14 protein-coding genes are annotated in these 24,329 nt (G+C 63.2%); 9 read left to right on the top strand and 5 right to left on the bottom strand.

Annotated features, from left to right (window positions below; genetic code table 11):
• Window positions 1–5: 5 nt before the first annotated feature.
• Complete coding sequence (locus L6E12_RS16470; protein WP_236228801.1) at window positions 6–860, top strand: tyrosine-type recombinase/integrase; 855 nt, start codon at window positions 6–8, stop codon at window positions 858–860.
• Here L6E12_RS16470 and L6E12_RS35420 read toward each other — a convergent pair.
• Window positions 844–1,437 carry an NUDIX hydrolase gene (locus tag L6E12_RS35420; RefSeq protein WP_236228802.1) on the bottom strand — a complete coding sequence of 198 codons (594 nt, stop codon included), beginning with the start codon at window positions 1,435–1,437 and terminating at the stop codon, window positions 844–846. The genes L6E12_RS16470 and L6E12_RS35420 overlap by 17 nt on opposite strands.
• 997 nt (window positions 1,438–2,434) lie before the next feature.
• Between L6E12_RS35420 and dpdE the strand changes: the two genes are divergently transcribed.
• From dpdE to L6E12_RS16515, 8 genes are read left to right on the top strand one after another with little or no spacing between them, the layout of a single operon-like run.
• Complete coding sequence (dpdE, locus tag L6E12_RS16480; protein WP_236228803.1) at window positions 2,435–5,728, top strand: protein DpdE; 3,294 nt, start codon at window positions 2,435–2,437, stop codon at window positions 5,726–5,728.
• Window positions 5,718–8,294 carry a protein DpdF gene (gene dpdF, locus L6E12_RS16485; protein WP_236228804.1) on the top strand — a complete coding sequence of 859 codons (2,577 nt, stop codon included), beginning with the start codon at window positions 5,718–5,720 and terminating at the stop codon, window positions 8,292–8,294. Before dpdE ends, dpdF begins: the two co-directional genes overlap by 11 nt.
• 1 nt (window position 8,295) lies before the next feature.
• Window positions 8,296–9,177, top strand: coding sequence for a protein DpdG (dpdG, locus tag L6E12_RS16490; protein WP_236228805.1), 882 nt, complete (start codon window positions 8,296–8,298; stop codon window positions 9,175–9,177).
• A complete protein-coding gene (dpdH, locus tag L6E12_RS16495; protein ID WP_236228806.1) occupies window positions 9,170–12,178 on the top strand; it encodes a protein DpdH in 3,009 nt (1,002 codons plus the stop codon). The genes dpdG and dpdH overlap by 8 nt, the downstream gene beginning before the upstream one ends.
• Window positions 12,175–12,858 carry a hypothetical protein gene (locus L6E12_RS16500; protein ID WP_236228807.1) on the top strand — a complete coding sequence of 228 codons (684 nt, stop codon included), beginning with the start codon at window positions 12,175–12,177 and terminating at the stop codon, window positions 12,856–12,858. Before dpdH ends, L6E12_RS16500 begins: the two co-directional genes overlap by 4 nt.
• Window positions 12,855–17,336, top strand: a complete 4,482-nt coding sequence (dpdJ, locus tag L6E12_RS16505) for a protein DpdJ (protein WP_236228808.1) — start codon at window positions 12,855–12,857, stop codon at window positions 17,334–17,336. Before L6E12_RS16500 ends, dpdJ begins: the two co-directional genes overlap by 4 nt.
• Complete coding sequence (dpdK, locus tag L6E12_RS16510; RefSeq protein ID WP_236228809.1) at window positions 17,333–17,857, top strand: phospholipase D-like domain-containing protein DpdK; 525 nt, start codon at window positions 17,333–17,335, stop codon at window positions 17,855–17,857. The genes dpdJ and dpdK overlap by 4 nt, the downstream gene beginning before the upstream one ends.
• A complete protein-coding gene (locus tag L6E12_RS16515; protein WP_236228810.1) occupies window positions 17,854–19,830 on the top strand; it encodes a DUF2325 domain-containing protein in 1,977 nt (658 codons plus the stop codon). The genes dpdK and L6E12_RS16515 overlap by 4 nt, the downstream gene beginning before the upstream one ends.
• A 215-nt stretch (window positions 19,831–20,045) precedes the next feature.
• On the opposite strand, the gene dbpB (L6E12_RS16520) is transcribed toward L6E12_RS16515, so the two are convergent.
• The 4 genes from dbpB (L6E12_RS16520) to L6E12_RS16535 are packed head-to-tail and all read right to left on the bottom strand — an operon-like array spanning window position 20,046 to window position 24,234.
• The gene (gene dbpB, locus L6E12_RS16520) at window positions 20,046–21,158 is read right to left on the bottom strand and encodes a DGQHR domain-containing protein DpdB (protein ID WP_236228811.1); all 1,113 of its coding nucleotides are present in this window, start codon (window positions 21,156–21,158) and stop codon (window positions 20,046–20,048) included.
• Between the two features lie 39 nt (window positions 21,159–21,197).
• A complete protein-coding gene (gene dpdA, locus L6E12_RS16525) occupies window positions 21,198–22,424 on the bottom strand; it encodes a tRNA-guanine transglycosylase DpdA (protein ID WP_236228812.1) in 1,227 nt (408 codons plus the stop codon).
• Complete coding sequence (gene dbpB / locus L6E12_RS16530; protein WP_236228813.1) at window positions 22,421–23,545, bottom strand: DGQHR domain-containing protein DpdB; 1,125 nt, start codon at window positions 23,543–23,545, stop codon at window positions 22,421–22,423. Before dbpB (L6E12_RS16530) ends, dpdA begins: the two co-directional genes overlap by 4 nt.
• On the bottom strand, window positions 23,542–24,234 hold the full coding sequence (locus tag L6E12_RS16535; RefSeq protein ID WP_236228814.1) for a hypothetical protein: 693 nt from the start codon (window positions 24,232–24,234) through the stop codon (window positions 23,542–23,544). The genes dbpB (L6E12_RS16530) and L6E12_RS16535 overlap by 4 nt, the downstream gene beginning before the upstream one ends.
• Window positions 24,235–24,329 lie beyond the last annotated feature (95 nt).

The following is a 24,329-nucleotide window of genomic DNA, read 5'->3' on the forward strand; positions in this document are numbered from 1 at the left end:
TGTGGATGGCGATGGTGACAGGAGCACGGCGCGGCGAGATTTGCGCAATGCGCTGGGACTTGCTCGACTTCGACAAGAGTGTCATCACAATCCGAACCAGCGTCGCACAGAAAAACTCCAAGACCTGGGAAAAGGACACCAAGGCTCACCAGCAACGCCGAATAGCCCTTGACGAAACCACGGTTGCCATCCTTCAAGGGTACAAGCAGCACTGCGTAAGCCAAGCCAAATCGGTAGGCGCAACCTTGGACCTGAAGGGACGGATATTCTCCCCGGACATCCGCCATTCGCAGTGGATCAAACCGAGCACCGTCACGCAACGGTACCGCAGGATGTGCGCACGACTCGGCTGGGACATGCACATTCACCAGTTGCGCCACTACTCCGCAACCGAGTTGATCTCAGCGGGTGTGGACATCCGAACAGTTGCCAGTCGACTGGGACACGGTGGCGGTGGCACCACCACCTTGAAGGTGTATGCGGCATGGTCAGCAGAGGCCGACCAGCGCGCGGCGGCCAACTTGACGACTCACATGCCCACACCGCCTATCGCCTTCGCTAGTGACGGGCTACCGAAGTCGTCCACCGAGAAGGACGCAAAGCATCCCTACGAAGTAATCGCCGCTCACCTTCGAGGAGCGATCCTGTGCGACGCGATCAAGGCGGGCGAAACACTCCCGACTATTGCCACGATCGCCCGCAAGCACAATGTCGCAAACAGTACAGTTCACCGCGCGATACAGATACTCGAAGAAGCAGGACTGGTAAAAGCTAGTCGCGGAAAGCGAACAACCGTGATCAGCACAGTTCCGAGCGATGTTGCGCCAGTCATCTCGTTGCACACTAAACGCAAAGCGTAAGCGCACTGACAACCGGCGCAAATATCTGATCGGGCGGGATGAGCCTGGTAAGTTCATCCCGCCCAACCCAGAGAACACTCTCGTTCTCCATCGGGTCCAGATTTACCGCGTCTCCAGCAACATAGGTGCACAACACATAGTCGCAATGGACGTTGGTCACCGGATGCAACCGGCTTCCAAGAGACTCCGCCACGACACAGTGAACGCCAGTCTCCGCAAGGGTTTCTCTAACTGCCACCGCTTCCGCCGAGCGACCATGCTTGACCATACCTGCCGGAAATTGCCAGTACAGCCCTGCATCATCTCCACGTCGACAGACAACCAAGACGTCGTCACCGCGCATCACAATAGCCACAGCTAGACGCAATAGAAGCGCGTCAGGTTTCCTCAACCCCGTCGGGGCTTGCAGGAGCTCGTCTATATAGGTTTGAAAAATCCGTTCCAGCAGCCTAGCGGTGACTGGTCGAACCGAAATAGAACGACCCGACCGTTCGCCCGATGCCAGACGTTGTAGGTGGCGCAAGCTCAGCGTGCCAGGTTCATTGGTCTCCCTGGCAAATCTTTCCGCGTACTCCACGAACTCATCGTAGGTGAGGTTGCGCTCTCGGATTCGCTGCTCCAGCAGCGTCCGGGTCCCGCGCTTGGGTGACGCGCCCGCCGATGCTACTCGAACCCCTCCTGCCAGATCCCGTAGGTCCGCCTTGCGGCGCGTGGATGTCGTCCGTTGGTCGTCCCCTCCCCACCAGGGTCAATGGCAGGGTTGATTTCAGTCTCCCATGCCTCGTGGAGGACACGCCATCCAACGAGAAGCAGGAGGGATCAGGAGTCTCAGCCCATGAACACCACGGACTTGACCGCCCTCATCTCCCAACTTCAGGCGATGAGCACCACCGCCTCTCAGATCCGCTACGCCCTTGAAATGCACGGGATCAACCCTCATGAGGTCGAACGCCTCGAAACCCTCACACCCCGGATTCTCGACACATGCCATCGCATCCTTGCCACTCAGCTCCAGAACCACCCACCCAAACGCCCTACCTCTCCGGCAACCTCATCGTCTTCCCCGACCACCTCCTCTCAGCCACTCTCACCGGCAGGCTCACCCTCGGCGACATCGCCAATCTCGCCATCGCCCTCGACGACGTCGAAACCTGGCACCGATCACGATGAAAAGGCTGACCGTTCGATGTCGGCGAGTTGGCCTCCGAACTACTTGCGGGCACAGATTTCGGCGAGGCGAGAGAACGATTCGTCAGCGGCCAACAGTTAGACCCTGCGCGTTTGAGGCGGTGTTCAATCTCGGTGCCGATGCAGACGCAGCGGATGAGGAAACCCTTACCCAAACCATCTACCGGGCGTCACGTTGCTAACGGGTACAATCACCGCAGTAACACAACCACGTGTCGGGCCGATCCATCCCCTGCGAGCCCTTGGTCCTCCCGCAGTCAGGCAGGGGCACAGCGCCACCGGTAGCGTGTACGACAGGTCGACTCGCGGCTCATGACGGCCCGCACCGGTGCGCGCTGAGCGTAGCGAGCAACGAGCAACACCAACGCATTGCCTGGGGTGATCGAATGAAGCAGTCACTGGCCATCGGCGATCCTGTCACTTATCCCGGAAGCCCCGGGGTCGGATCGGTGAGTGAACTCGCCGGAGGCGAGGCCAGAGTGGACTTCTTCGCTTCGGTGGCGGTACCCGTGGTCGAGTCCAACTGGGTGCCCGCCAACTCGTGCAGACCCGCACCTCTCGACCCGACCACTCGGGTCTACTGGCGCAACCCCGACAATGGGAAATGGCGACCAGGAAGGGTGAGCAGCAGGATCGACAACCGCTATTATGTCACATTTCCCAATTATACGTACGACTTCCCCATTCCCTCGGACCAACTGCGCACTCGATGGGACGGGGAGCACACCGACCCGGCGGCAGTGCTGGGCGTAGGAGCTCATGAGTCCGGATATTTTCGCAACACCCGCCTTCCATTCCTTCGCGAATTGGTTGCACTACGGGGAGCAAGCGCCAATACCTCCGGATTTCTATCTTCCGCAGTGGAGATTTATTCCCATCAGGTTGATTCCGCGCTCACTGTGCTCTCAGACCCGGTGCAGCGGTACCTGCTCGCCGACGAGGTCGGCCTCGGCAAGACCGTGCAAGCCGGTTACGTCATCCGTCAAACGCTTATCGACACTCCATCCGCGCGCATCATTGTGCTCACCCCCGACAAACTGCGCAGGCAGTGGGCGGAAGAACTGGTGTCCAAGTTTTTCATCGACGAGTTCCGGGACGCGCAAATTAAGTTCCGATCCCACGAATCACCCGAAACGTGGTCCAGCCACCGAGTATGGGACCTGCTGGTCGTAGATGAGGCGCACCGCCTGACTCAGGTTGAAAGTCCTTCAGAAAGTGCTTACCCCGAACTTCGCGCCCTGGCGCATTCCATCAATAAAGTGCTGCTACTTTCGGCTACACCGACGACGTCCTACTTCAAGACGCATTTGGGCATGTTGCACCTCCTGGATCCGAAGCTGTACCCCTGGGAGGACGCCTCCAGATTCGAAGAGCGGTACAAGCGCCGGGCGGAACTGGCTGATTGCATCTACAGCCTCGACCCGCAGTTCTCCATGTACCTGGCGACCTCGATTGGCGACATCCGCGAGCTTATCGGTGCCGAGGACACGCAGTTCGAACTTCTGAGCCAAGCCGTGCTCAACCTGCTCGACGAGAACGACGAGCCCCGACCGGAGGTAACCGACTCGGAGTTGAGCACCCGGGTTGAAGAACTCCGCGCGCACATCAGCGAAACCTACCGCCTACATCGACGAGTCATCCGAAACCGTCGTGCGACGGTGCTGCAGGAGAGTCCGGACGCCGAGTTCCCCAGCTATGAAGTTCGCGGAAGGAAGGCTCCGTCCGTTCTCGGCCTCGACTCCCTCGCACACGACCACGCCGAGACCGGGGTTCTGAATTGGTACTATAAGGCGGTTGACGAGCACTCAGAGCCGACAGCTGAGCAGGCAGCAGGACTGGGCGCCGCGATCAAGGTTCTGGCGACGCGCAGTGGGGTCATCGTCGACGACCTCGTCGATGCTCTCCGGTGGCGGGTTCGATCAGACAGCGCAGCCGCCAATCGGGCTCAACTCTCCGAGCATGAACGACGTGCGCTCACCACCGCTCCGGTCATGGCGTTCGAGGCAGGACTGCTGTCGGACCTCGAGACGAACCACCTCTCCACACAGGACAAGTTCTCGGCCTTGCATTCACTCACCTCGGCACTAGTATCCGAGTTGAAGAAGTATCAGCGCTCGGTGATCTTCTGCGGCCCCGGGCAGTTGGCCTCGCTACTGGTCCAGCACTTCCGTGCGAAGTTCCCCAATGTCAGGGTGGGAGAGCACACGAACACAGTCGATCAGCAGGCGTCGCACGACGCGGTACGCGAGTGGGCGAAACCGGGGCAAGGTCGCCGTATCCTGATCATGGACGGCACAGGCGAGGACGGCTTGAACCTGCAGGTCGCAGAAGCGGCTTTCCATCTCCGATTCCCTTGGTCCCCCAATCAACTGGAACAGCGCATGGGTAGGTTGGACCGCTACCGGAGCGTCGACGCGATCGGCCAGTCAATGCCTGCCGCGCAGTACCGGGTTTCGTCCACCGAGGGTGATGAAACACTCAATGACGCGTGGACCGAACTGCTGGTCAGCGGTTATGGTCTTTTCGACGACTCAGTCTCGACGCTGCAGGACGCCATTGCCGAGGCAACCGAGAGTGTGTGGGCGCAGGCCGCCACAACGGGTCCTGCGGGCATCCGGGCGAAGACCGCTTTCGTCAGGTCGAAGCTCGTCGATGCACGTGAAGCGATCGAGAAGATGGACATGCTCGAATCCATCCATCACACCGTGTCCCGAACGAGGAGCATCGCCCCAGAGTTGAACCGGTTCGAGGAGAGATGGAAGGGGTGGCAAGAGGCGCTGCTGGCTTTCGCTTCGGAAAGCGAGGGAGGAATCCACCTCAAGCGCAAGCCATCTGAATCGGACCGCGTGGTTCATTTCGACATCGCGAGGTCCCGGCCCCTGGTCGATCCGAGGCAGTGGATGCGTACGGTCACCAAGGTCGCCCCTCCGGCGGCAAAAGCGGCCTTCAACCGTTCGTACTCGCTGAGGTCAGTCGGCACCCGCCTGTTCCGACCGGGAAACCCCCTGACCGACGCACTCGCGAACTGGGCATGGAACGACGACCGCGGACAGGCAACCGCCTTCAGCAGGCCCTATGTCCATCAAGTCGGGGGTGCTGAACCGTACTTCGGCTTCGACTACCTGATCGAAGCGGACACGAAGGAAGCCATCTCACTCGTCTCAGAACAGGTCGAGGCGGAACGGGCTCTGCGTCGACAGGCGGACAGGATTCTGGTTCCTTTCACAGTCCGCGTGTGGATGCCCGCGTTGAGCGAGACGCCCGTGACCCACCCGGCGCAGAAGCAGTGGTTGGACCAGCCGTACGACAAGGTGCGGCTCCATGACCGCAACTACAGCGACAAGCGCGTGGATGAACTCTTCGCGCTGTTCGGCGGGGCTGACAAGTTCCAATCAGCCACAGCAAGAGCGGAAGCAGCGAGCAGGGAACACATGAGAGCCGTTACTGACCTCCAGCGTCTGTGCGACGAAGCACGAGAGGTCGCTGAGCAGCGGTTGGCGATCGCACGCGCTCAAGCCCGAGCGCGTAGTGCGGCAGGGCACCTCGTCGGTGACGCACAGAGTTACCTTCTTGACACCGACGTCACCAATGCCCTCATCAGCGGGTTGTCGAGCCCCAGCGCGCGGTTGGTGGCTGCGATCTGCCTGGTGCGGGTGCCGGGGACGACTCGTGTCCGATGAGCAGTGGAGTGCCGCACAACGGCTGTTCGACTCCTGGCCGGAACCATTCAAGAACGACAGCACCACTGCAACGGCGCGGCGGCTCGCAGACGCCCTCGCCGGTCTTTCGAACGGATCCGCCGGACTGCTCGACGTCGTCGCACTGACCAGGCAGGTTCTTCTCGAAGCGGAAGCGCGGGGCAACGCCGGCGCGCTCGTCGTTCCGGTCGACGAGCGACTCCCAGGACGGATTCACTGGGAGGTGGGAGGGTGCGCAACCCTACCTGTGTCCGGGAAGAAGTTGCGGGTCTGGCCCGTGTCGTGGGCCCCGATCGGGAGCGACAGCACGGAGGCGGAACGCGAGGCAGCCCGCGCTGATCTGCAGGAGGTCCACCTGGGGTTGGAATCCGCGTTGTGCAGGCAACTCCACTACATCCCGGCAGATCCGTTCTGGACAGCCGCACTGGGAGAGCAGTACACCCACTACCGGTCGTGGGGACAACAGCAAGCAGCGCGGTCCGTGGTGCTCGCCCCCGCCAAGAGCACAACCATCATCTGCCTACCCACCGGCCATGGCAAGACCGAGACCGCCCTTGCCGCAAGTCTTTTGGGAGGTCGAGGTCTGACCCTCGTCGTGGTCCCGACGGTGGTCTTGGCCATCGACATGGAGCGGCGCCTGCGGTCCATGACAAACAGCGACTCCTGGTTCGCGTACACCAGCCCCGAAGACGGCCGCGAAGAATCCCGGCGCGAGATCGTCGACGCCATCCGCTTCGGCCGCCAGCGCGTGGTGTTCACCTCACCGGAGGCAGTCGCCGCCAGCCTGGCGCAGCCGCTGCAACAGGCAGCTGAGGCTGGACTGCTGCGCAGCCTCGTCCTCGACGAGGCGCACTTGATCGAACAGTGGGGGAACAACTTCCGACCTGAGTACCAGACGATTGCCAGCCAATTGCGGAATTGGCGGCGAACGGCACCCACCGGCACCGAGCCGCGAGTGCTCGCCATGAGCGCGACGCTCACCGGCCTCCAACTGGAGACCATCGCGCAACTGTTCGGGGAGTCGGACTCAACCAAGATCGTCTGGGCGGCGCAGATCCGGACCGAACCGAGCCTCTACGTCGACCGGTTCCACTCGGCGGCCGAACGCGACGCGGCGGTGTCCCGCGCAGTGACCATGCTTCCGCGCCCGCTGGCCCTGTACGTCTCGAAGATCGATGACGCGCGGAGGTGGACCGCCGAACTGCGCAAGTCGGGGTTCCAGCGTGTTTCCTCCGTCACGGGGGATTCGACCCCGAGCGGTCGTCGTGAGGCACTGGAGGGGTGGAGTGGGCAAACCGCCTCCGGGCCGCGAAGCACCACCTATGACGTGATCGTAGGTACCTCGGCGTTCGGACTGGGCGTGGACCTACCCGATGTGCGGAGCGTCGTGCACGCCTGTCTGCCCGAGACAGTGGACCGCTACTACCAGGAAGTCGGCCGGGGTGGACGGGATGGAAGGCCGTCGCTGGCCTACCTCGCCACAGCAGGCGTCATCGACGATCCGATCGCGCAGAAGTTGAACAGCCAGGCCATCATCGGCTCCCCCAAGGCGTGGGAACGGTGGACAACCATGTTCCGCGGGAGTCCTCGCGACGACCCCGCCCACTACGACCTCGACCTTGATGCCCGACCTCCCAGGTTGCCGGAGACAGGCGCAAAGAACCGCCTCTGGAACCTGCGCACCCTCAACCTCATGGTCCGTGCGGGACTGGCGCGGATTCACCCTGCTGCTCCCCTCGTCAGAGAGGAAGCGGAGACGAACGAGCAGTGGTTCCGGCGCCTCGGTGACTACTATGCCTGGATCACCACCCACGTTCGTGTTTCGTTGGAACCCAGGACCAACGATCCGAACCACTTCCGGGAGCGGATCGAGGCGACGCGAACAGTCATGATCAATGCCCAGTGGAATGCCCTGAGCAGGTTGCGGCGGTCGATGACAGGCCAGAGTTGCATCGGCGAGGACTTGGCAGATTACTACACGGCCTCCTTCGGCGAGGAGACGTTGAACACGGCGGCAGCGTGCAGGGGTTGCCCCCACTGCAGGCGAGAGGGTCCTGCGGAGTTCGGTCTCTACCGCACGCCGTGGGACCCCGCGCCAGACCTCGCCTGGCAGCCACCACCGCACGCAGAGCCGCTGAAGACGTTCCGATCCGCGGGCACCTCGTTGCTGGGCATCTACTGGAACGACGCCCAAGAGCGAAAGCACCTCGTAACAGGCCTGATAGCCAAGCTGTGCAGGGCCGGGATGTCCATCATCGGCGGGCCGGGCCTAACCTCCGACGAAGCCCGCAGGATTCAGGAAGCCGCGTCTCCCCACCCGGTCATCGTCGATGCGGACGGAACTCTGGCGGTCGCGGGCGAAGTACCTCTGGTCTGGGTGGCGGACAGCAGTGATCTCTGGGATCCAGCCGTCGAGGCGCGACTGGACGGCTCCGTCGTGACGTACCTAATCCATCCCGTCGAACTCCGGCACCCCCACAGACCCAGCCCGTTCCGGAACATCCACACGGCCAGCATCTCGGTCGAAGTAGCAGGAAGGGCTCTGTGACGTGAGCCTGTTGAACGCCGGGAACTCCTACCCCCAGTACCTGCTCGTCGCGGTGAGGTACCTCGCGCACGTCGGCAAGCCGATCGGCGTCGACCAGTTCAGAGCCGTGCTGTGCCCTCCGGGTACGAAAGACCAGAAGGTGTTCGACTCTTGCGTGGATACGCTGGTCGAACTGGGTTTGGCCCAACGATCGGGCACGGACATCAGTCTCGCGGTGAAGTCGAACACCGACACCGATTCGATAGTCGACAACTTGCGGTCGGCCGTTCTCGCATCGGAGAACAACACCGGCCTGGGCGAGAACTCGGCGCAGACCGGCCCACGCGACCTGGTGAGAGCCCTCTGCTGGTACTTGACCTTGGACCCGGTAAACGATGTCCTGGGTTGGTCGGACGTGCAGCAGCGCCAGCCCGGTTCGATCAAGTCCGGTCTCGGGGATCCCATTGTCAACGACACGCGGTGGAACCCCTTCTGCTCGTGGTCGAGCGCACTCGGCTTCTGTACACCAGCGCTGATGGCCCGCGACGGCTCGACTGCAGCGAGGCTGATGTCCGACTGCACCACAGCGGTGCGCAGAACAGTCCGAATCCTCTGGCGGGCAGGCGACTCCGTAGAACCCCTTTCCGCTCTGGGTGAACTCCGCGAGGCGCTTCCCGTGCTCCCCGGTGGCCGCTACTCGACCGAGATTGGGATCGAATCGCCCGGCCCCAACTACGCGGGACCATCGCTGTCGTTCGCCTTGCTGCGGGGGCACGACGAGAAGTGGTTGCGGCTCGAGCAGGACGACGACGCGCGCCACCTACTGCACCTGCACGATCCGGATCAACCCGATTTCCCCCGGACTTTCAGCTCGATCACCGTTCTGGAGGTGCCCCGTGGCTGACCTGTCTGGCTACCTGTGCTGGACCCCAGAGGCCGCTGTCTCCCGCATCAGCACCGAAGCGGTGATCCCGTCCTCCGCACTGTTCTTGGCCACGCACACGCCGCTGCGGATCAGCCGAGCCCGTCTGGTGCAACGTAGTCTGGTCGACTCCGAAGACCCGGTTGATGAGCACGCGGTGCTCGCGGAGTTCATCACGCGCCGTACCGACAGCGGAGCGCTGATGATGCCGTTGGTTGGGGAGTCGGGATCAGGGAAATCGCACCTCGTGCGCTGGGTGCGCGAACACTTGAACCCGGGACCGCACCAGAAGGTCATCTACCTCGAGAAGACGAAAACCAGTCTCAAAGCAGTCTTGGAAAGCCTGCTCTCGGATGTCGAAGACCCATCCCTGGACAGCTTGAAAAGCGAAATTTCCGTCTTCAGTTCCTCGGTCGACGCTGCCATGCTCGCGCGCAGGATCGTGAACTCGCTCAACGAGACGCTCGCGGGAATCCCGAGGACGAGCGCCCCGGCCGAGGTCCGCGGCTTGGTCGGACCCGATGGACTGGCTGTCGTCCTCCAAGACCCGCTGTTCCAGGGCTATCTGCTCAAGCCAGGCGGATTCATCTCGCAACTCGCTCAGCAACTGCTCCAAGACAGCGGACCCGAGTTCTCCGAGCGGTCCTCGGGCTTCACCGCCGACGACCTGCCGTTCAAGGTCAGAGATGTCCAGCACGCTGCGCACAAGGCCCAACGCCTGGTCGGTTTGATCAACTCTAAGTCTCGGTTGCAGGAACTGTCCATCGGCCTGTTGAACGAGCACTTGGAATCCGCGCTGCGGTCAGCGGCGAACCTCGCGGTGGGCAGACTCTCCGATGCGTTCCTCAAGGTCCGCAAGGTCTACGCAGCACAGGGCCGGGAGATACTGCTGCTCATCGAGGACTTCGCACTCATCCAGGGGGTGCAGCGCGAACTGCTCGACGCGTTGACCGAACCCGCGGTCCGCGAGGGTGAGGCGCTGCTGGCACCGATCAGGACGCTGATGGCGGTGACCACCGGTTACTTCACCGACATGCTCCCCGAGACGGCATTGACCCGCATCGGCGCCGCGAGCGGTGGTCGGGTATTCCGCTTGGACGTGACCTTCAACGAGAAGACCGACGAGGCCAACCAGATCGCGTCGTTCACGGGGCGGTACCTCAACGTCGCCCGGGTACCGGCCGAGGACGCACCGCCCACCAAGGCCGAGTTGACGAAGAACCAGTGCGAAGGCTGTCAATTCCGGACGCAGTGCCACGACATCTTCGGGGCGTCGCCCGAGGGATACGGCCTTTACCCGTTCAACAGATCAGCACTGGTCAGGATGGTGCACTCGACTGCGGACAAACCAGGCGCATTCGTCCCACGCGCCGTTCTGGGAAAGGTCGTTCGCCCGATCCTGATCGACCACGCACAGTCCCTGCGGGAATGCAAATTTCCAGATTCGACGGCCCGCGCCCGTTTCAAATTGTCCCCTCTGGATGCAGCCTTGAGCACCGAAGTGGTGACGATGATCGACCAGCACGACGAAGCAGAACCCGAAAGGTACAAGTTCGTCGTTGAACAATGGGGCAACGCACCGAATTCACTGCACGCCGTGGACGAGAACTTGCTGCGCACACTGGGCCTGAACCCGATCAGCGTCAAGCAAGTCAACTCATTCCCAGCATCGCAGAAGGGGCAGGAAAAGCAGGTTCAGCCCCAGCAGGCAACTGTCGCTCGACGAGAGGCATCGACGCCGGCGTCCAGGGATTCGGCGATGATCGAGGCATGGGCAGCACGGGGGGACGTCCTCGACCAACGAGTCGCCAGCAAGATTCGCAGCGTCATCAACGAAGCGGTATTGCGCAGGTACTTGTGGCTGGATCCGCCGACGCGCGAGTGGACCAAGGGAGAACTCAAGGGGCCATGGCCAGTCAACTCCCGTGTAATCTCGATCGAAGGAGCCTCCGAGAAGATCGGCGAGTCGGCACCGATCGTCTTTGAGCGCAAGGCAGCGAACAGCCAATTCTTTCAGGGGTTGATGCGCGACCGGTTGCGCGCGACGGACGCCAGGAAACTTGCCACGATCGCCGAGTCGAACGCGACCCACTTCGCCAGTGCCATCGCCCGCCAGAGTGAGACCTCCGACGAGCAATTGATCACTGGCATGCGGGCGCTCCTGCTCGGCACCGCCCTTGCGGGGCGCGCATGGCCCGGCATGGCTGAAACCGATTTGCTGCCGGTGGTCCTCGACAGCGGTCGAGACTGGGTGCGCCGAGATGCCAGATCACGGACACAAGCGTGGCGCGAAGCGCTTGAGCGCCATTTGGAAGCCAGGGCCGACCTTGTCCATGTCATGATGACCACTCTGGGCGTCGCCCAGGGGACGGGCGAGGTGCGGCTGATCGACGCCGCGCGCGCGCTTCCCCTCGTACGCCGAGCCGCCTCGGACTGGCGCTGGCAACCCGAGTCCACACCCAAGTGGGTCAGAGGGGTCCTCGGTTTCAGCAACTTTGACAACTGGGCAACAACACAGGTGTTTAGCCTGCGCTCCAGGCTCGACGCGATCAGGAAGTTCCTCCCGGAGTCCGTGAGCGGTCCAGGCACGGTGAGCACAGTGCGCGCGGCGTTGGACGAGGCACCGCGAGTCGGCCTGAGCCCCACCCGGGAGGACGGCACCCGACTCCGCGACCTGCTCGACGCCGTAGGGGAGGTCGACTGGCGATCGGTCACCAGCCTCGCTTCCGACTTGCGCAAACTCGACGAGTTGGAAGCTGACCCGCACAAGCATCGAATGTCCACCTTGAAGGTCGCCGCGATCGATCGCGGGCAGCACCTCGATGTCGCTCTGGAGTTCTTGATCGCGGCGGATCGCTGGCTGACCCCCAGCCTGGCGGAGGCGACCAACAGGAAATCCACGGAAGGCGATGCCACAGCCAGAGCTGTGCAGGACGTTCTCGCGGACTGGTCGACCATCGGAGCCGAGGAGGGCGGATCATGAACGACGCCGGGTCCCTGCTGGAAAAAGCTGAGCGGTTCAGGGCCGAAGTCCGGCGCATCGACGAGGGCGCTTCTGCGGAGCAGGCCGCGCGCAGCGCCACTCAACGGATACAGGAGTTGAGGTCGGCGCTGGCCGACCTCACGGCGCAGGTGAGCCTGGCCCGTGCTCTGGCACGCTGCTCCGGTGTGCCGCTCCCGCTCGGCGACGTTCACAGTGGGTTGGACGAACTGCGACGCAAGGCGTCCACCGGTCTGCCTGCTGACCAGGCGTTTAACACCGCGCGCAAAAAAGTGCGCGCCGCAACCGAGGACTTGGCGCAGCGAGCGCAGCAGACGTGGCGGACCTGGACGGCATCGGCGGTGGACAGCCTCCCGCTGAATCGGATGGCGGGCCTCGACCGAGCGAAGCAGCGAGCGGTCCAAGCGGCATTGACCGAACTCAACGTGCTGCGCAAGCGCTCGACGCCTTCAGCGACCGATGTCAACGAGTTCAGCGGGAAGCACGGGACTGTGCTCGATCACCTGGCGGCCGCGGCTGACGCACCGGAGGAACTGCTGGCGCTGTTGGCGAGGTTCGACAGCCGCGTCCTCACGCTTCGCGATATAACCGACTCTGACATCGCCCTGCTCCGCGAGCACGGCATGGATGGCGGGATCGAGATCAGGAGGGTGCAGGGGTGAACCTCGACCCCGGCGGCGTGTTCGTCGGAGACCTGCTCAACGAGTTGGAGAACCGGGAACTGCCACTGCTGTCCTGGGGTGTGACCGATGGCGCGCTGTCGCAGGACGAAGTGGTCGAGTCGATCGAGACCGCCCTGGCCACCCACCCTCGATCCCCTGGCGATCTACCCGGGTCTCAGGTCCTCCAACACATGCTTACCCGAGGCCTCCTCACCTTGATTCCGGGCAGCAATCCCCCTGCTTACCGGACCAGGATGGCCGAGGCATTGCGCCTGATGGCCCACTTGCGCCAACTCTTCCACAGCGCGAAGACCGACGCCGACTCCTCGCCGTGGTGGCAGCAAGGCAGGCCACTGGTGGCCGATTACCGCCTGCACGTGAGCAACCGCCGCTACCCCAAGCGCGACATCGACCTCGACTCGGCTATGGCGGAACTGTCGAAAACCCCGGGGTGGGACGCTGTCGCCGAAACAACCACGAGGTCCCAGGTGGGTTCCCGTGCTCTCGCTCGTTTCCAGGTGGACGCGACATCAGCGGTCCTGACCGCCCTGCGATCCGGCAGGGTTCGCGGCGTCGTCATCGGGGCGGGCACTGGCAGCGGGAAGACACTCGCCTTCTACTTGCCCGCGATCACCGCGATCCGCCAGTCGACGTCCGGCAGCAGCAACCGGCGCGTGCACACTCTGGCCCTGTACCCGAGGACCGAACTGCTGCGCGACCAACTGCGCGACGCTCTCGTCAGCCTTGATGCCGCCGAACACGGCGTCCAGCCCAAGCGGGCGTTGCGTGTCGGTGTGCTCTACGGAGAAACGCCACAGGCAGCCGATGACCTGGACAATCTGCGAAGCCACCACACGAAGAGTTGGCGAACCGTTTCCAGAGGTCGCATCTGCCCGTTCCTGATCTGCCCTTCCTGCGAACGCGGCAAGCTCCTGTGGGCAGACGAAGACCGCAGGAAGCAAATCGAGGCGTTGCAATGCCAATCCTGCCCTCACCGAATCGCACCCGGGCGGCTGGCCCTGACCAGGCAGTCGATACAACGGCAGCCACCCGACCTGCTGTTCACCACCACGGAGATGCTCAACAGGACCAGCGCTGACCCCAACATGGGCGCGCTGCTCGGGTGGATGGGGAACGGACCCGACCTGGTCCTGCTGGACGAGGTGCACACTTACAGCGGTTCACACGGGGCCCAGGTGGGCCTGCTGCTGCGGCGCTGGCAGCACGCCAGCCGGTCGGCGACGACCTTCGTCGGGCTGAGCGCGACCCTCCGCGACGCGGGAGCGTTCTTCGCGGAACTGGTGGGCCTGCCCGACGACCACGTCACCCACATCGAGCCGCGCTCTGAAGACATGGAAGAGGAAGGACGGGAGTACGCGATCGCGGTGCGCAGCGACCCGACCTCCGGCGTGAGCGTCCTGTCCACCTCAATCCAGACTGCAATGCTCTTCGGACGAGTACTCGAGGCGGACGACAACAGCCCATCACCGTTCGGGTCCACAGGATTCCTGTTCACCGATGACCTGGATGTCACCAACCGCTTCTACAACAACCTCCGCGATGCGGAAGGTGGGCAGTACCGCTCAGGCACAGCAGGGCGCAAACCGGTGCTGGCGGGTCTGCGCGCGGCGGACTACCCGCAGCACAGCGCCAGGTACGCCGAGGCGCAGTCGTGGGACCTGGTGGAGAGCATCGGCCACGTGCTGGGCAAGGATAGCGGTGCGACACGTCCGTTGACGATCGCGCGCACGACTTCGCAGGACACGGGCGTCGACTCGCGTGCGGCGCTGATTGTCGCCACCGCGTCGCTCGAAGTGGGTTTCAACGATCCGCGCGTCGGCTTGGTCCTCCAGCACAAGGCTCCATACGACACCTCATCCTTCATCCAACGCCGCGGACGGGCCGGGAGACGACGAGGTACTCGCCCAATCACCGTGGTAGTGCTCTCCGAGTACGGAAGGGACCGACTGGCTTACCAGGCATATGACACGCTCTTTGCACCCATCGTCCCGGCCCGGGGCTTGCCCCTCGGCAACCGGCACGTGCAGAAGGTGCAAGCCACGCAAGCGATGTTCGACTGGGTGGGTCGCTCCTTCCGGAAGAAATTTCCCCGCTGGGATCTTCGGCGAGTTCTCGAGGCCCCGGCTTCGGAGCGCGCCGCGGAGAGCAGAGCGCCGGCCTGGAACTGGCTCGCCGAACACTTGGAGAACTTGCTGATCGATGATGAGCTGCAGGACAGGTTGGCCCAACACCTCAAGCACGCGTTGAAGATCGACGAAGCATCGGTCCAAGCGCTGCTGTGGGAGCAACCACGGTCTTTGCTCTTGTCAGTGGTGCCTACGGTGCAGCGCAGGCTGGAGAGCAAGTGGGTCTCGCTGCGCACAGACCCGGGCAAAGAACCCAGGAGTTACCTCCCCGAGTTCGTGACCCGCGCGCTGTTCGAGCCGTTGAACTTGCCCGAGGTGACGTTCACCCTGCCGTTCGCCACCGACAAGGACGAGCACCTGCCCATTGCCAAGGCACTGCGTGAGGCCGTGCCAGGCCGGGTGAGCCTGCGGTACGGCTACCAGAACGACGACGACCGCACATGGGTTCCGGTACCCGCGGGTGGAGCGACCGAGATCGACCCCGTCACTTTCGCCCCGGATGCGGGAATGGTGGGTTCGTGGACCTCCTGGGTGCCCGGCGAAGGGAGCTATCGCGTTCTACGCCCCACCCGACTCGTTCTCAGCCTCCCTGACGTCGACGTGAAGAACAGTTCACAGGGCTATCCCCTATGGGGCTCCCAGGTGGTGCCGTCGACTCACGGGATGCCGGAAGTGGATGCGCCGCAGACCGGACCTTGGGCCAACCAGGTGCTATCTGTCGCCTTCGCGTCGCACGTGGCGGGGAACCCACTCCTGTTGCGGAGGATGACCTACGGTGCTGAGTGCGAAGTGCGGAGGTCCAACGAAACGGAACGTCACCGTGTGCTCTACCGACACGGTGGCGAACCTGCGGCCTTGGGGTTCGAACTCGATGTCGACGGGATGCGGTTGGAAATCGCGCACCTCGATGTGACCGCGAGCGCAGTGCGCGAGCACCTGCTTTCCCCGAAGTGGCGGTGGATTGCCTTCCAGCGAGCGGTGACAGAACACCCCGCCTTGGCGGAGAAGGCCACATACTTCCAGCGGACCTGGCTGGTCCTCGGTTACCTCACCAGTTATGCGCTCGCCGGCATGGAAACGGAGCAATCGCCAACGGAGTTGTGGACGCAACTCCGCGACGGCTCCTGGCGCGATGACCTGGGCCGCGTGCTGGCTGTCCTCTACCGCGACGACCCGCTAGGGGTTGGCGGACAATCCCAGGGCCTCAGCCAGATCCAACAGGAACTGACCGCTCTGAGCCGCGACGAAGTGGTCATCCGGGTGCTCAATGAAGCAGGCGAACTCCTGCACGCCGACGACGTGGACGTGCGAACAGTCAGATTGGCACGTCGGGCATATTTCGACACGGTGGCCGCTGCTGTCCTCGACACGGCGTTCCGGGTCTGCGGAAACGCGAACGAGCAGGATCTGATAGTCGACGTCGTCCCCGGTCAGAACGATGAATCCCCTGCCACCGTGTGGATGACCGAGACAGGTATCGGGGGCACAGGACTCGTCGAGCGGCTCGCTGAAGTCTACGCCCAAGACCCGGTGCGCTTCTGGGCTCAGGTGACCACGTCTCTCCGACCCAATGAATTCGAGAGCACCGACACGACGTTATCCGCGCTCGTCGAGAACTTGTCCGAGCAACCGAACGGCGATGTGGCCCGCGCTGTTGAGGCCATGCGAACGGCTCGATCAGCGCACGAAACCGAAAAGGCGCTGGCGACTCTTCGAGAAGCGATGACCGCCTTGGACGGGCCTGTCACGCACGCGGTCGTGGCGGCACTCTCGGTCCGCCTCCTCCGCCCCGGCAGTTCGGTCCACACAGACCGCAACGCGGCTGAACTGATCGCCCTGTGGTCGGATTTCGAATCCAGATTAGGGGTGGAGATCGATGTCCGGGTTTTGGCGTACGCGGTCGGCTCAGGGCGTGTGAGCACCGCAAGCGGAACCAGGCTGCAAGCGGACCAGATCTTCAGCCTGCTGTGGCCCCGAGGGAGCCAAGTTCGCAACCAGCACCTCATGAGCTACCAGCCCTACCTACCGTATGACCGACCTCCTGTGTTGGACAGACTGCTGGTGGCCGCTGCCCAATGCGAGGATCTTCCGGTCATCTCCGTGGTGGAAAGCGGCTGGGAGGTCCGCTACGCCGCTGAACTGCCGAAGTCCGGAGCGGTTTGGCTCACGTGCCCGGTGGGCGAACGCCACCAATTGGGGACCGCGATTCGCAAGGTCCCAGCCCTCCCAGTCGACCGTGATGTACTGCGCGTGTACGGAACCGTCACCGAAGCGGTCCGCGATGCGGGAAGCCTCCAGATTCGAGTGGAACTGCGGGAGAGCGGGCGATGAGCGCACTTGAACGAACGGTGCGGACCGGCCCACGGTTGGGGTTGTCCGCCAATGCGATCCTCGCTGACGCACTGCTCTCCGAACTTGTGTCCCCGGGACCGGAATTATGGGTGATCTCCGCGTGGATCAGCGATGTCGAGGTTTTGGACAACACCCAAGGCATGTTTGACGCGCTCTTCGGAGAAGAAAACGTCAGCAGGTACCGGCTCGCAGATATTCTCGCGAAGTTGGCCCGGTCAGGTAGCAAGGTGTGGGTCGCGACCCGCCCGACCCCGCACAACAACCTCTTCATCAACCAATTGAACTCCAACCTCGGACCCCACCCTGGGCTGTCAGTCATTTTCGATCCGATCGAGCACGAGAAGACGGTGTGCGGGAACGGGTGGATGATCAGCGGGTCGATGAACTTCACAGCCAACGGGTTGGGCAACAACGAGGAGTCCGTGCGCTACGTGATCGACGTGGCGGAGGTCGCTCAGGCCCGCCTCGACTTCGCTGCACGGTGGGGTGGTCCCAGGTGATCCCCGAGACGACCGAGGATGAACTCGCCCGGGCCACGGCGTTCATCAAAGCGTTCTTTGGGCCGGGAAACGACGCGGCATCGTTCTCCGGCGTCCTGCAGAGCTACGAACCGGTCGTGATACGGGGAGAAAGTCCGGTCGTGCTGCCGCGATTCAGCACGCGCACGCAGGACGCGACGATGTACGTGATCGCCAATGACCCTGTCCTGGCCCCGCACATCCCCGAGCTCATCAACGCGTTCGCGGGTCCGACTTATTGCAAGACAGCCGACATCGTGCCATCGGTGATGAGCCCAGACGACGCCGTTGAGGCTGCGGTCATTGCCCGCTATGGCCCGGACACCCCGGTCTACGTGTTGAGTGCGGGCAAGAACCCACTTCACAGGCGAAGGCTGCGCAACGCGCTCGAGCGAATGCAACGTGCCGTATCCAGGCGTCCTCGTCGCGAACTGCGGCTCGTCAAGCCCATCGGGCGCCTGCTGGGTGAATTCGAGGCCGCGCTGTCGACAGGAGGGGAAGCGACCTCAGCAGAGGTGCTGAACCAGATCGTGCGCAGAGGTGGGTTGACTGCCAGTAATCTCATCCACCTGCGGATCAAGCGCCTTGACCGCCTCGGCCTGGGGGGCGAACTGCTGAGGATGCGCGAACTGCCGGGCGTACTTGCGCAGTCCCCCCCGATCCGCGTGCGTGAATCGGTTCTCAAAGCCGTCTTCCAGACCGTGCTCGCACCGCACCTGGAGAGCAACGATGTCGAGACCGCCTGCGAACGCCTACGGGACCTCGACCCGGCTCTGACACTCCCCTGGCACGATGCAGTCGATCTGTACGGCACCCAAGCTGCCGGTGTGCTGCTGGTGGCAGCCATCGGACGAGAGGACCCGGAGCCCCTGCGACGCGCACTGGCTCTCCGCGGCACCCCCTGGGCAGACGAATTGCCCGCAGTCCTGTGGAAGGTTATCTCTGCCGCGGTGGGGGGCGCCGCCCCTGCGGCGACAACCCCGGCCTCAGGCGAGAACCTACCCGCTGAGATCGCACTGCCTGGGGACTGGATCGGCTTCTTCCAGGCGGCAGCAAACCAGGACCGCGCCATCTCCGTTGTCATCCGTGATGAGATCTGGCGTTCCTGGCCCTCGCTCGGGAGCCAGGACTCGAGGATTCGCGAACTGCTCACCACCCTCAGCGACCAGGAGTGGATGGAGGTGTGGCAGGTGGTCGGCGTGCTCATCGAAGCGCTGGAAGACCATGGTGAAGCACCGCAGACAACCGAGGAATTGCTGGCGGCAGCTCTGTCAGTCGACCGGCTCAGCCGCGGAGACCTGCTGTCGCTCTACGCTCTGACCGAGATCTTCTTGCGTTCGTCTCCGAGCAGGACCAAGTACATCGAACTGCTGGACATCGTTAGTTCGTCGGCTAGGCAGTGGGCAGGTGCGCTGACGAGCGACATCGCCTTGGACTTCGCCGACCGGTTGGTCGTCGCCGCGTGCCCCGATGACACGGCAAGAACCGCAGCAGCGATCGCACTGCTGGAGCCGCTGCACCGCAACCACAGGCGGCTTGAATCGGAGGACGCCGCCCTCGCTCAACGGTTATGCGGCGAACTGGGCGTGCCGCTCGAATGGCCTGAACTCAATTCGGAGGAGCATGGCTTCACACTCGCCGAGGCGCCTGCTCTGTCAGTGCTGCTCTACTCCCTGGATGAAGCTGTACTGGCCAGAGTGTCCGACGAACTGACACGGCAGGCGAAGGATCTCAAGGTATTCCTGTCACACGACAAGGTGGGGACGGACTCGCTGAAGCAGAAGTCGCGCAACGCCGATGTCGTCGTCCTCGCCACCCGATGCGCCAAGCACGCCGCAACGGGCTTCATCATCGAGAACAAGAGGCGATCGACGAGGGTGGAGTACGCGGATGGCAGCGGGTCGGCCTCCCTGCTCCGCGCGGCAGTGCGGGGCGTCAGGGAGGCCACCCGGTGAGCCGGAGTGGACGATCGACCGCTTCTTGAGCACGCACAGCAAATGAGCCGTCAACTACCACACATCATTGGACGTGTTCTCGAGGTATCCCAGCACCACCCTTCAAATCAGTTGACTCGACGTGCCTGAGGTCTACGCGACGCACGAACACAACACTTCGATCGACTTCTCGAATAAAATTGTCGCAAACATTTGCGCCGCATTTTCGATATAAATTATCGCGCCTGCTTGCGCAACAACTTCAGAAGGTAAGTGGTCAATTGACGGACATCGTTCGGCGTGTTCTGCAGGTTATTCCAACGCCGTTCACCGTCACTGAACTTCCAGGTGCCGGACGTCCAGGCCACGCGAGGACGCAGACTCTCCAGCGCCTCTCGGAGTTTTACGGTTTTCACGCCCTCGGCTGGCAGGTCCTCTGTCAGCGTGTCCATGACGAAGCCGAGCGCCTGGATGCCGACACCGTGAGTGAGACGCGAATTACGCGGGGGCTTGCTCCACTCCTCGGGGAAGACCTCGCGCACGACCGACCAGAAGCCGATCAGGTGGGCGAGCATCCGCTCCACGTCACCAGTGCCGTCAACGGGGTTGCGATATTGATACAGCGCCCCCTCGAAGAGACTGTGCTCGACCATCTTCAGGACGCTGTTGTCCTTGATGTAGCCATCAGGTGCGGTCGGTGATGCGATGATGCGAAAGAATGGGCTTTCGCGCTTGCCATTCAAACGCGTCATCAACTGCGCAGGCAGGCGGCGGCGCACGTACGCGTCAGGCAGGTGGCCGATGGTGTCGGGCAGCAACTCGTGGATGAGGCCCTTGGGCAACGCCCTGGTGGAGTTGACCAGGATGAACTGCGAACGTTGCTCCTCTTCGGAGTCGGTGATGAAGCCCACGACCGCAACGGGGAACTCGGCGACGTCGGCATCGCGGATCGCGGCGCTGCGCTGCTGACCATCGACGAGCCAGGCGGGCTTCTCGGCCTCGGACAAACTCTCGTCCACCGGTATGATGAGTTCCCCTGGGACCGAGTAGTCGGCGGTGTCCGACGAGATCATCAACGAAGGGGTGAACTGCACGCGCCCGTCGAAGGCGACGACGATCGCGTTGGGCAGCATCGCCCCGCCCGACTCGAGGTACTTGCGAATACCGCGGATGTGACTGAGCACCTCCGGACGCTGGTAACCGTGCAACTGCTCGCCATCGTCACGGCGGATGCGCGACACCGCTGCGAAGCTATGCAGTTTCTTGCCGTCGACGGCGAAGCAGTAGATCCGTCGACGACCCTGCCGGACCTCGAGGGCCGGGAGTCGCAGGGTGTACCTGTCAGCCACTTTCTCTCCTAGTTGAGGGGACGATCTCACTGCGACCGGTCACGTGACGACCTTGCGCATTTTAGCCTCCAAAACGGTCAAATTGTGAAACCCTCGCCGCTTGTTTCGCTCTGTACCGCGGAAGATCGCTATTTCGATACCGTGCTCCTTGCACAACGCGCAAGGACAAGTTTTCCAGGGACACGCTTCCAGCGTTCTCCGGTATTGCACGAGGTAACTCTTCTTCTTCGCCTGGTTGTCACCCAAGACGAGCGTCTCATAAGCGGCCAAGGCCGCCATGACGTCCTCGATGTCGACGGCGCCCTGGTCGTAACCCCGCAGGGCACTCAGGCACTCTCGTTCGGCAAGGACGGCATCGCGTTGGGACACTGCTCCCGACAGGATCGACCGCTTCAGCGCGGGGTTGCCATCGACTTGGGGAACGCGCACAGCCGTGTAGGCGCCATCGGCGGTGTGGTAGTTGTTCCGGTCGTCCATGAATGACTGCCGGAAAGCCGATGTGCTGTCGAAGCTGGTCACCCCGAGTTCGGCGAAGCGCTCCATGCTCTCCACCCGGGTGATCCCCAGCAGGTGCAGTTGCGTATCCGACCGCAGGATGACGAAGATCTGCTCGAGACACGCCAGGATCTCATGAGTCTTGAGCGGCACCATGCCGCCGAGCGCAATTCTCCGGTACCCCATCTCCTGCAAGTGGGCCACGCTATCCACGTAACTGGCGGGACTCCACCCCTGCGCCGCGCCGACAGGTTCAACCGGGCTTTCCCGCGCCTCCACGGCGGCGAGGAACTTCTCGGCCAGGTCCAGGGAGATGCGCCGCCGCTTCACCCAGGCCGGGTCCACGTCGTCCTCGCCGGCCTCCGGGAGGTACCCGAAGATGACGTGGTCGATGCTGATGCCCGAGTCGAACCCGCACTCGTCGTAGAAGTCGAGGACTTCGTCGACCGAGTATGGCGGGTACTCCTCGTCGGCGTAGTTGAAGGCGCCACAGTCGCCGAGGCTGACGGTTTCCGGTGGCAGCCTGAAGAATTTGCGCACTCCCAAGCGGTATAGCCTGGCGCGCTGCGGTGCGGCGTACTTGCCCGCCCCCTTCACCGAACCGTCGACGATCGCCTTGCTGACGAGGACACCATCGTAAGGGGACGGTGTGACCACTTCGTGCGCGTACACGTCGTCGCGCTGACGAACCCGTGTGGGCAAGTACTCGTCGTTGAGAAAGTCATACGTCGGGCTGACCAGGTCTTGGCTGTCAGGGAAGTAGAACTTCACGACGGGTTCACCCGGGACTTGACGTAGACGCGGATGATGAAGTTGGACAGGACACTGATGTGTCGCGGGGTGTTCTGCAGTTCGTTCCAGGCTATGTTCAACTCACCCCACCGTCCCTTGGTCCAGTGACAGTAGTCCGCGATCAATGTCAACTCCTTCCTCATCTGCTCGACGACATCCGCCGCTTCCAGGTCCACGTTCGGGACGATCTTGTCCATGAGTCGCCCCATGGCCCTGATCCCGACACCGTGCATCAACCTGCTCTTGGTCGGCGGCAGACCCCAGGCTTCAGGAAAGGTGTGCTGCACAGCGGTCCAGTAGGAGACCAGGATCTTGCGTATCGCGCCCGTGTCTATGGTGCTGTTCGAAAGGTTGCGATAGAGGAACAGGATGCCTGCGGACGAGTTGAGGGACTCCTCGACCGCAGCCGTGAGGCTGTTGTCGGTGACGACGGCGGTACCGCGCTGTTCCAAGCTGGTCGACGGTCGCTTGATCAGCCCGCGGAAGGGCGAATCCGAATCCTGGTTGAGCATCGTGACCAGGGCGGATGGCAACTTGCGCGCGGACAGCTTCGCAGGCAGTGCCGTACCCACCTCGGGCAGCAGTTCCGACACGAGGTTGGCGGGCAACGGGGACACCGTGTTCACCCTCAGGAACTGGTCGCGCTGGGTGGCGATGTCCTCGGCCACGAAAGCGGCGACCGTCACGGGCAAGCGGGTTCGCTTCGTCCGCGCGAGGGCCAGGCTCCGCTGCTGGCCGTCCACGATCCACGCCGGGCGCGGCTCGTCCAGAGTCTGTGGGAGCGGGATCTCGATCGTGCCGCTGGTGGCCAGACCATCGGAGGCCGACGGACCTGGACTGGAACGGAAGCGAACCGAGTCCGGCAGTGCCATGATCAAGCCATTGGGGAACAACACCTCGCCGCTGTCGAGGTACTCGAGGATCTGGTTGACGTGCTGCTTCTTCTCAGGGCGCTGGTACCCCAGGAGGCGGCCCGCCTCATCCCGGGAGATTCGCGCCACGTCCGAGATCAGGGCGACTTCCTCTGCCGCGAGCGTGAAGACGTAGAGGGGGATCGTCGGGTGCTGGTGCACCTTCAACGCCCTGCGCTTGAGGCTCACCGCTCCCCCATCGTCTCGGAGTACAGGTTGGCGAACCTCTTCTGCTCGCACGCCCTGCCGCTGTCTCTGAGCAACCGGTGCAACCTGGTCCGTGAGATGTCGTGTTGCTCGGCTACCGAAACTCGGATGAACTTCTTAATCTCCGCATCCGTCATGGACGTGCGGTTGTAGGTCTCACGATGTGCTGAACGCTCGACCCAACGTGCCCACGACTCCGTCGTGGCAGGTGACGTCAGCACACCATCCTCGCAGTGCGCCAACCAGGAAACGGCCATCCGCGCGTTCAGCCCGGTAAGCGTACCGCCCAGCACTTTGCGAAGCGATCCGTTGGCCGGCACGCGATACACACCCGAAATTTCTTCGGCACCTCCGACGAGCAGGACATCGGTTCCCGCGTTGCCGAGTTCGCGTAGTTCCGCTGTCAGAGCACTCCCGTAGAGCTCGGACAGCACCAGAAGGACAGGGCCACGGGAGCCTAGTTCGACCAAGGTCGACGCGCCCATGCGGTCCTGAAGGCCTTTCCACCACAGCCGCCGGTCCACACGGGTCGATGCGACACTGTCCTCGTGAGCGGTGTTGAACGTGGCCGCGTACGCCGGGAACGAAGCGGTCGCAGGCTGCAGACCCAGTCCCGCGGACACAACCCACAACTCGGCCGTGAACCCCGCTCGAACGGCCGCATCGACCACGGCGTGCGCCTGGAGCCAGTGCTCGCCCTTGTACAGGTCCTTCAGGGGAGCGCGGCAAGTCTCGTCACGTATCCGGTCCGTCCACGTTCCGAGCC

It is taken from the genome of Actinokineospora sp. PR83, from assembly GCF_021056305.1.
Lineage (GTDB): Bacteria > Actinomycetota > Actinomycetes > Mycobacteriales > Pseudonocardiaceae > Actinokineospora > Actinokineospora spheciospongiae.

What these genes read in the sequence shown, in the direction of transcription:
- L6E12_RS16500 (WP_236228807.1), top strand. Translation starts at nt 12,175, where the DNA reads ATGAACGACGCCGGGTCCCTGCTGGAAAAAGCTGAGCGGTTCAGGGCC.
- L6E12_RS16470 (WP_236228801.1), top strand. Translation starts at nt 6, where the DNA reads ATGGCGATGGTGACAGGAGCACGGCGCGGCGAGATTTGCGCAATGCGC.
- dpdK (WP_236228809.1), top strand. Translation starts at nt 17,333, where the DNA reads ATGAGCGCACTTGAACGAACGGTGCGGACCGGCCCACGGTTGGGGTTG.
- dpdE (WP_236228803.1), top strand. Translation starts at nt 2,435, where the DNA reads ATGAAGCAGTCACTGGCCATCGGCGATCCTGTCACTTATCCCGGAAGC.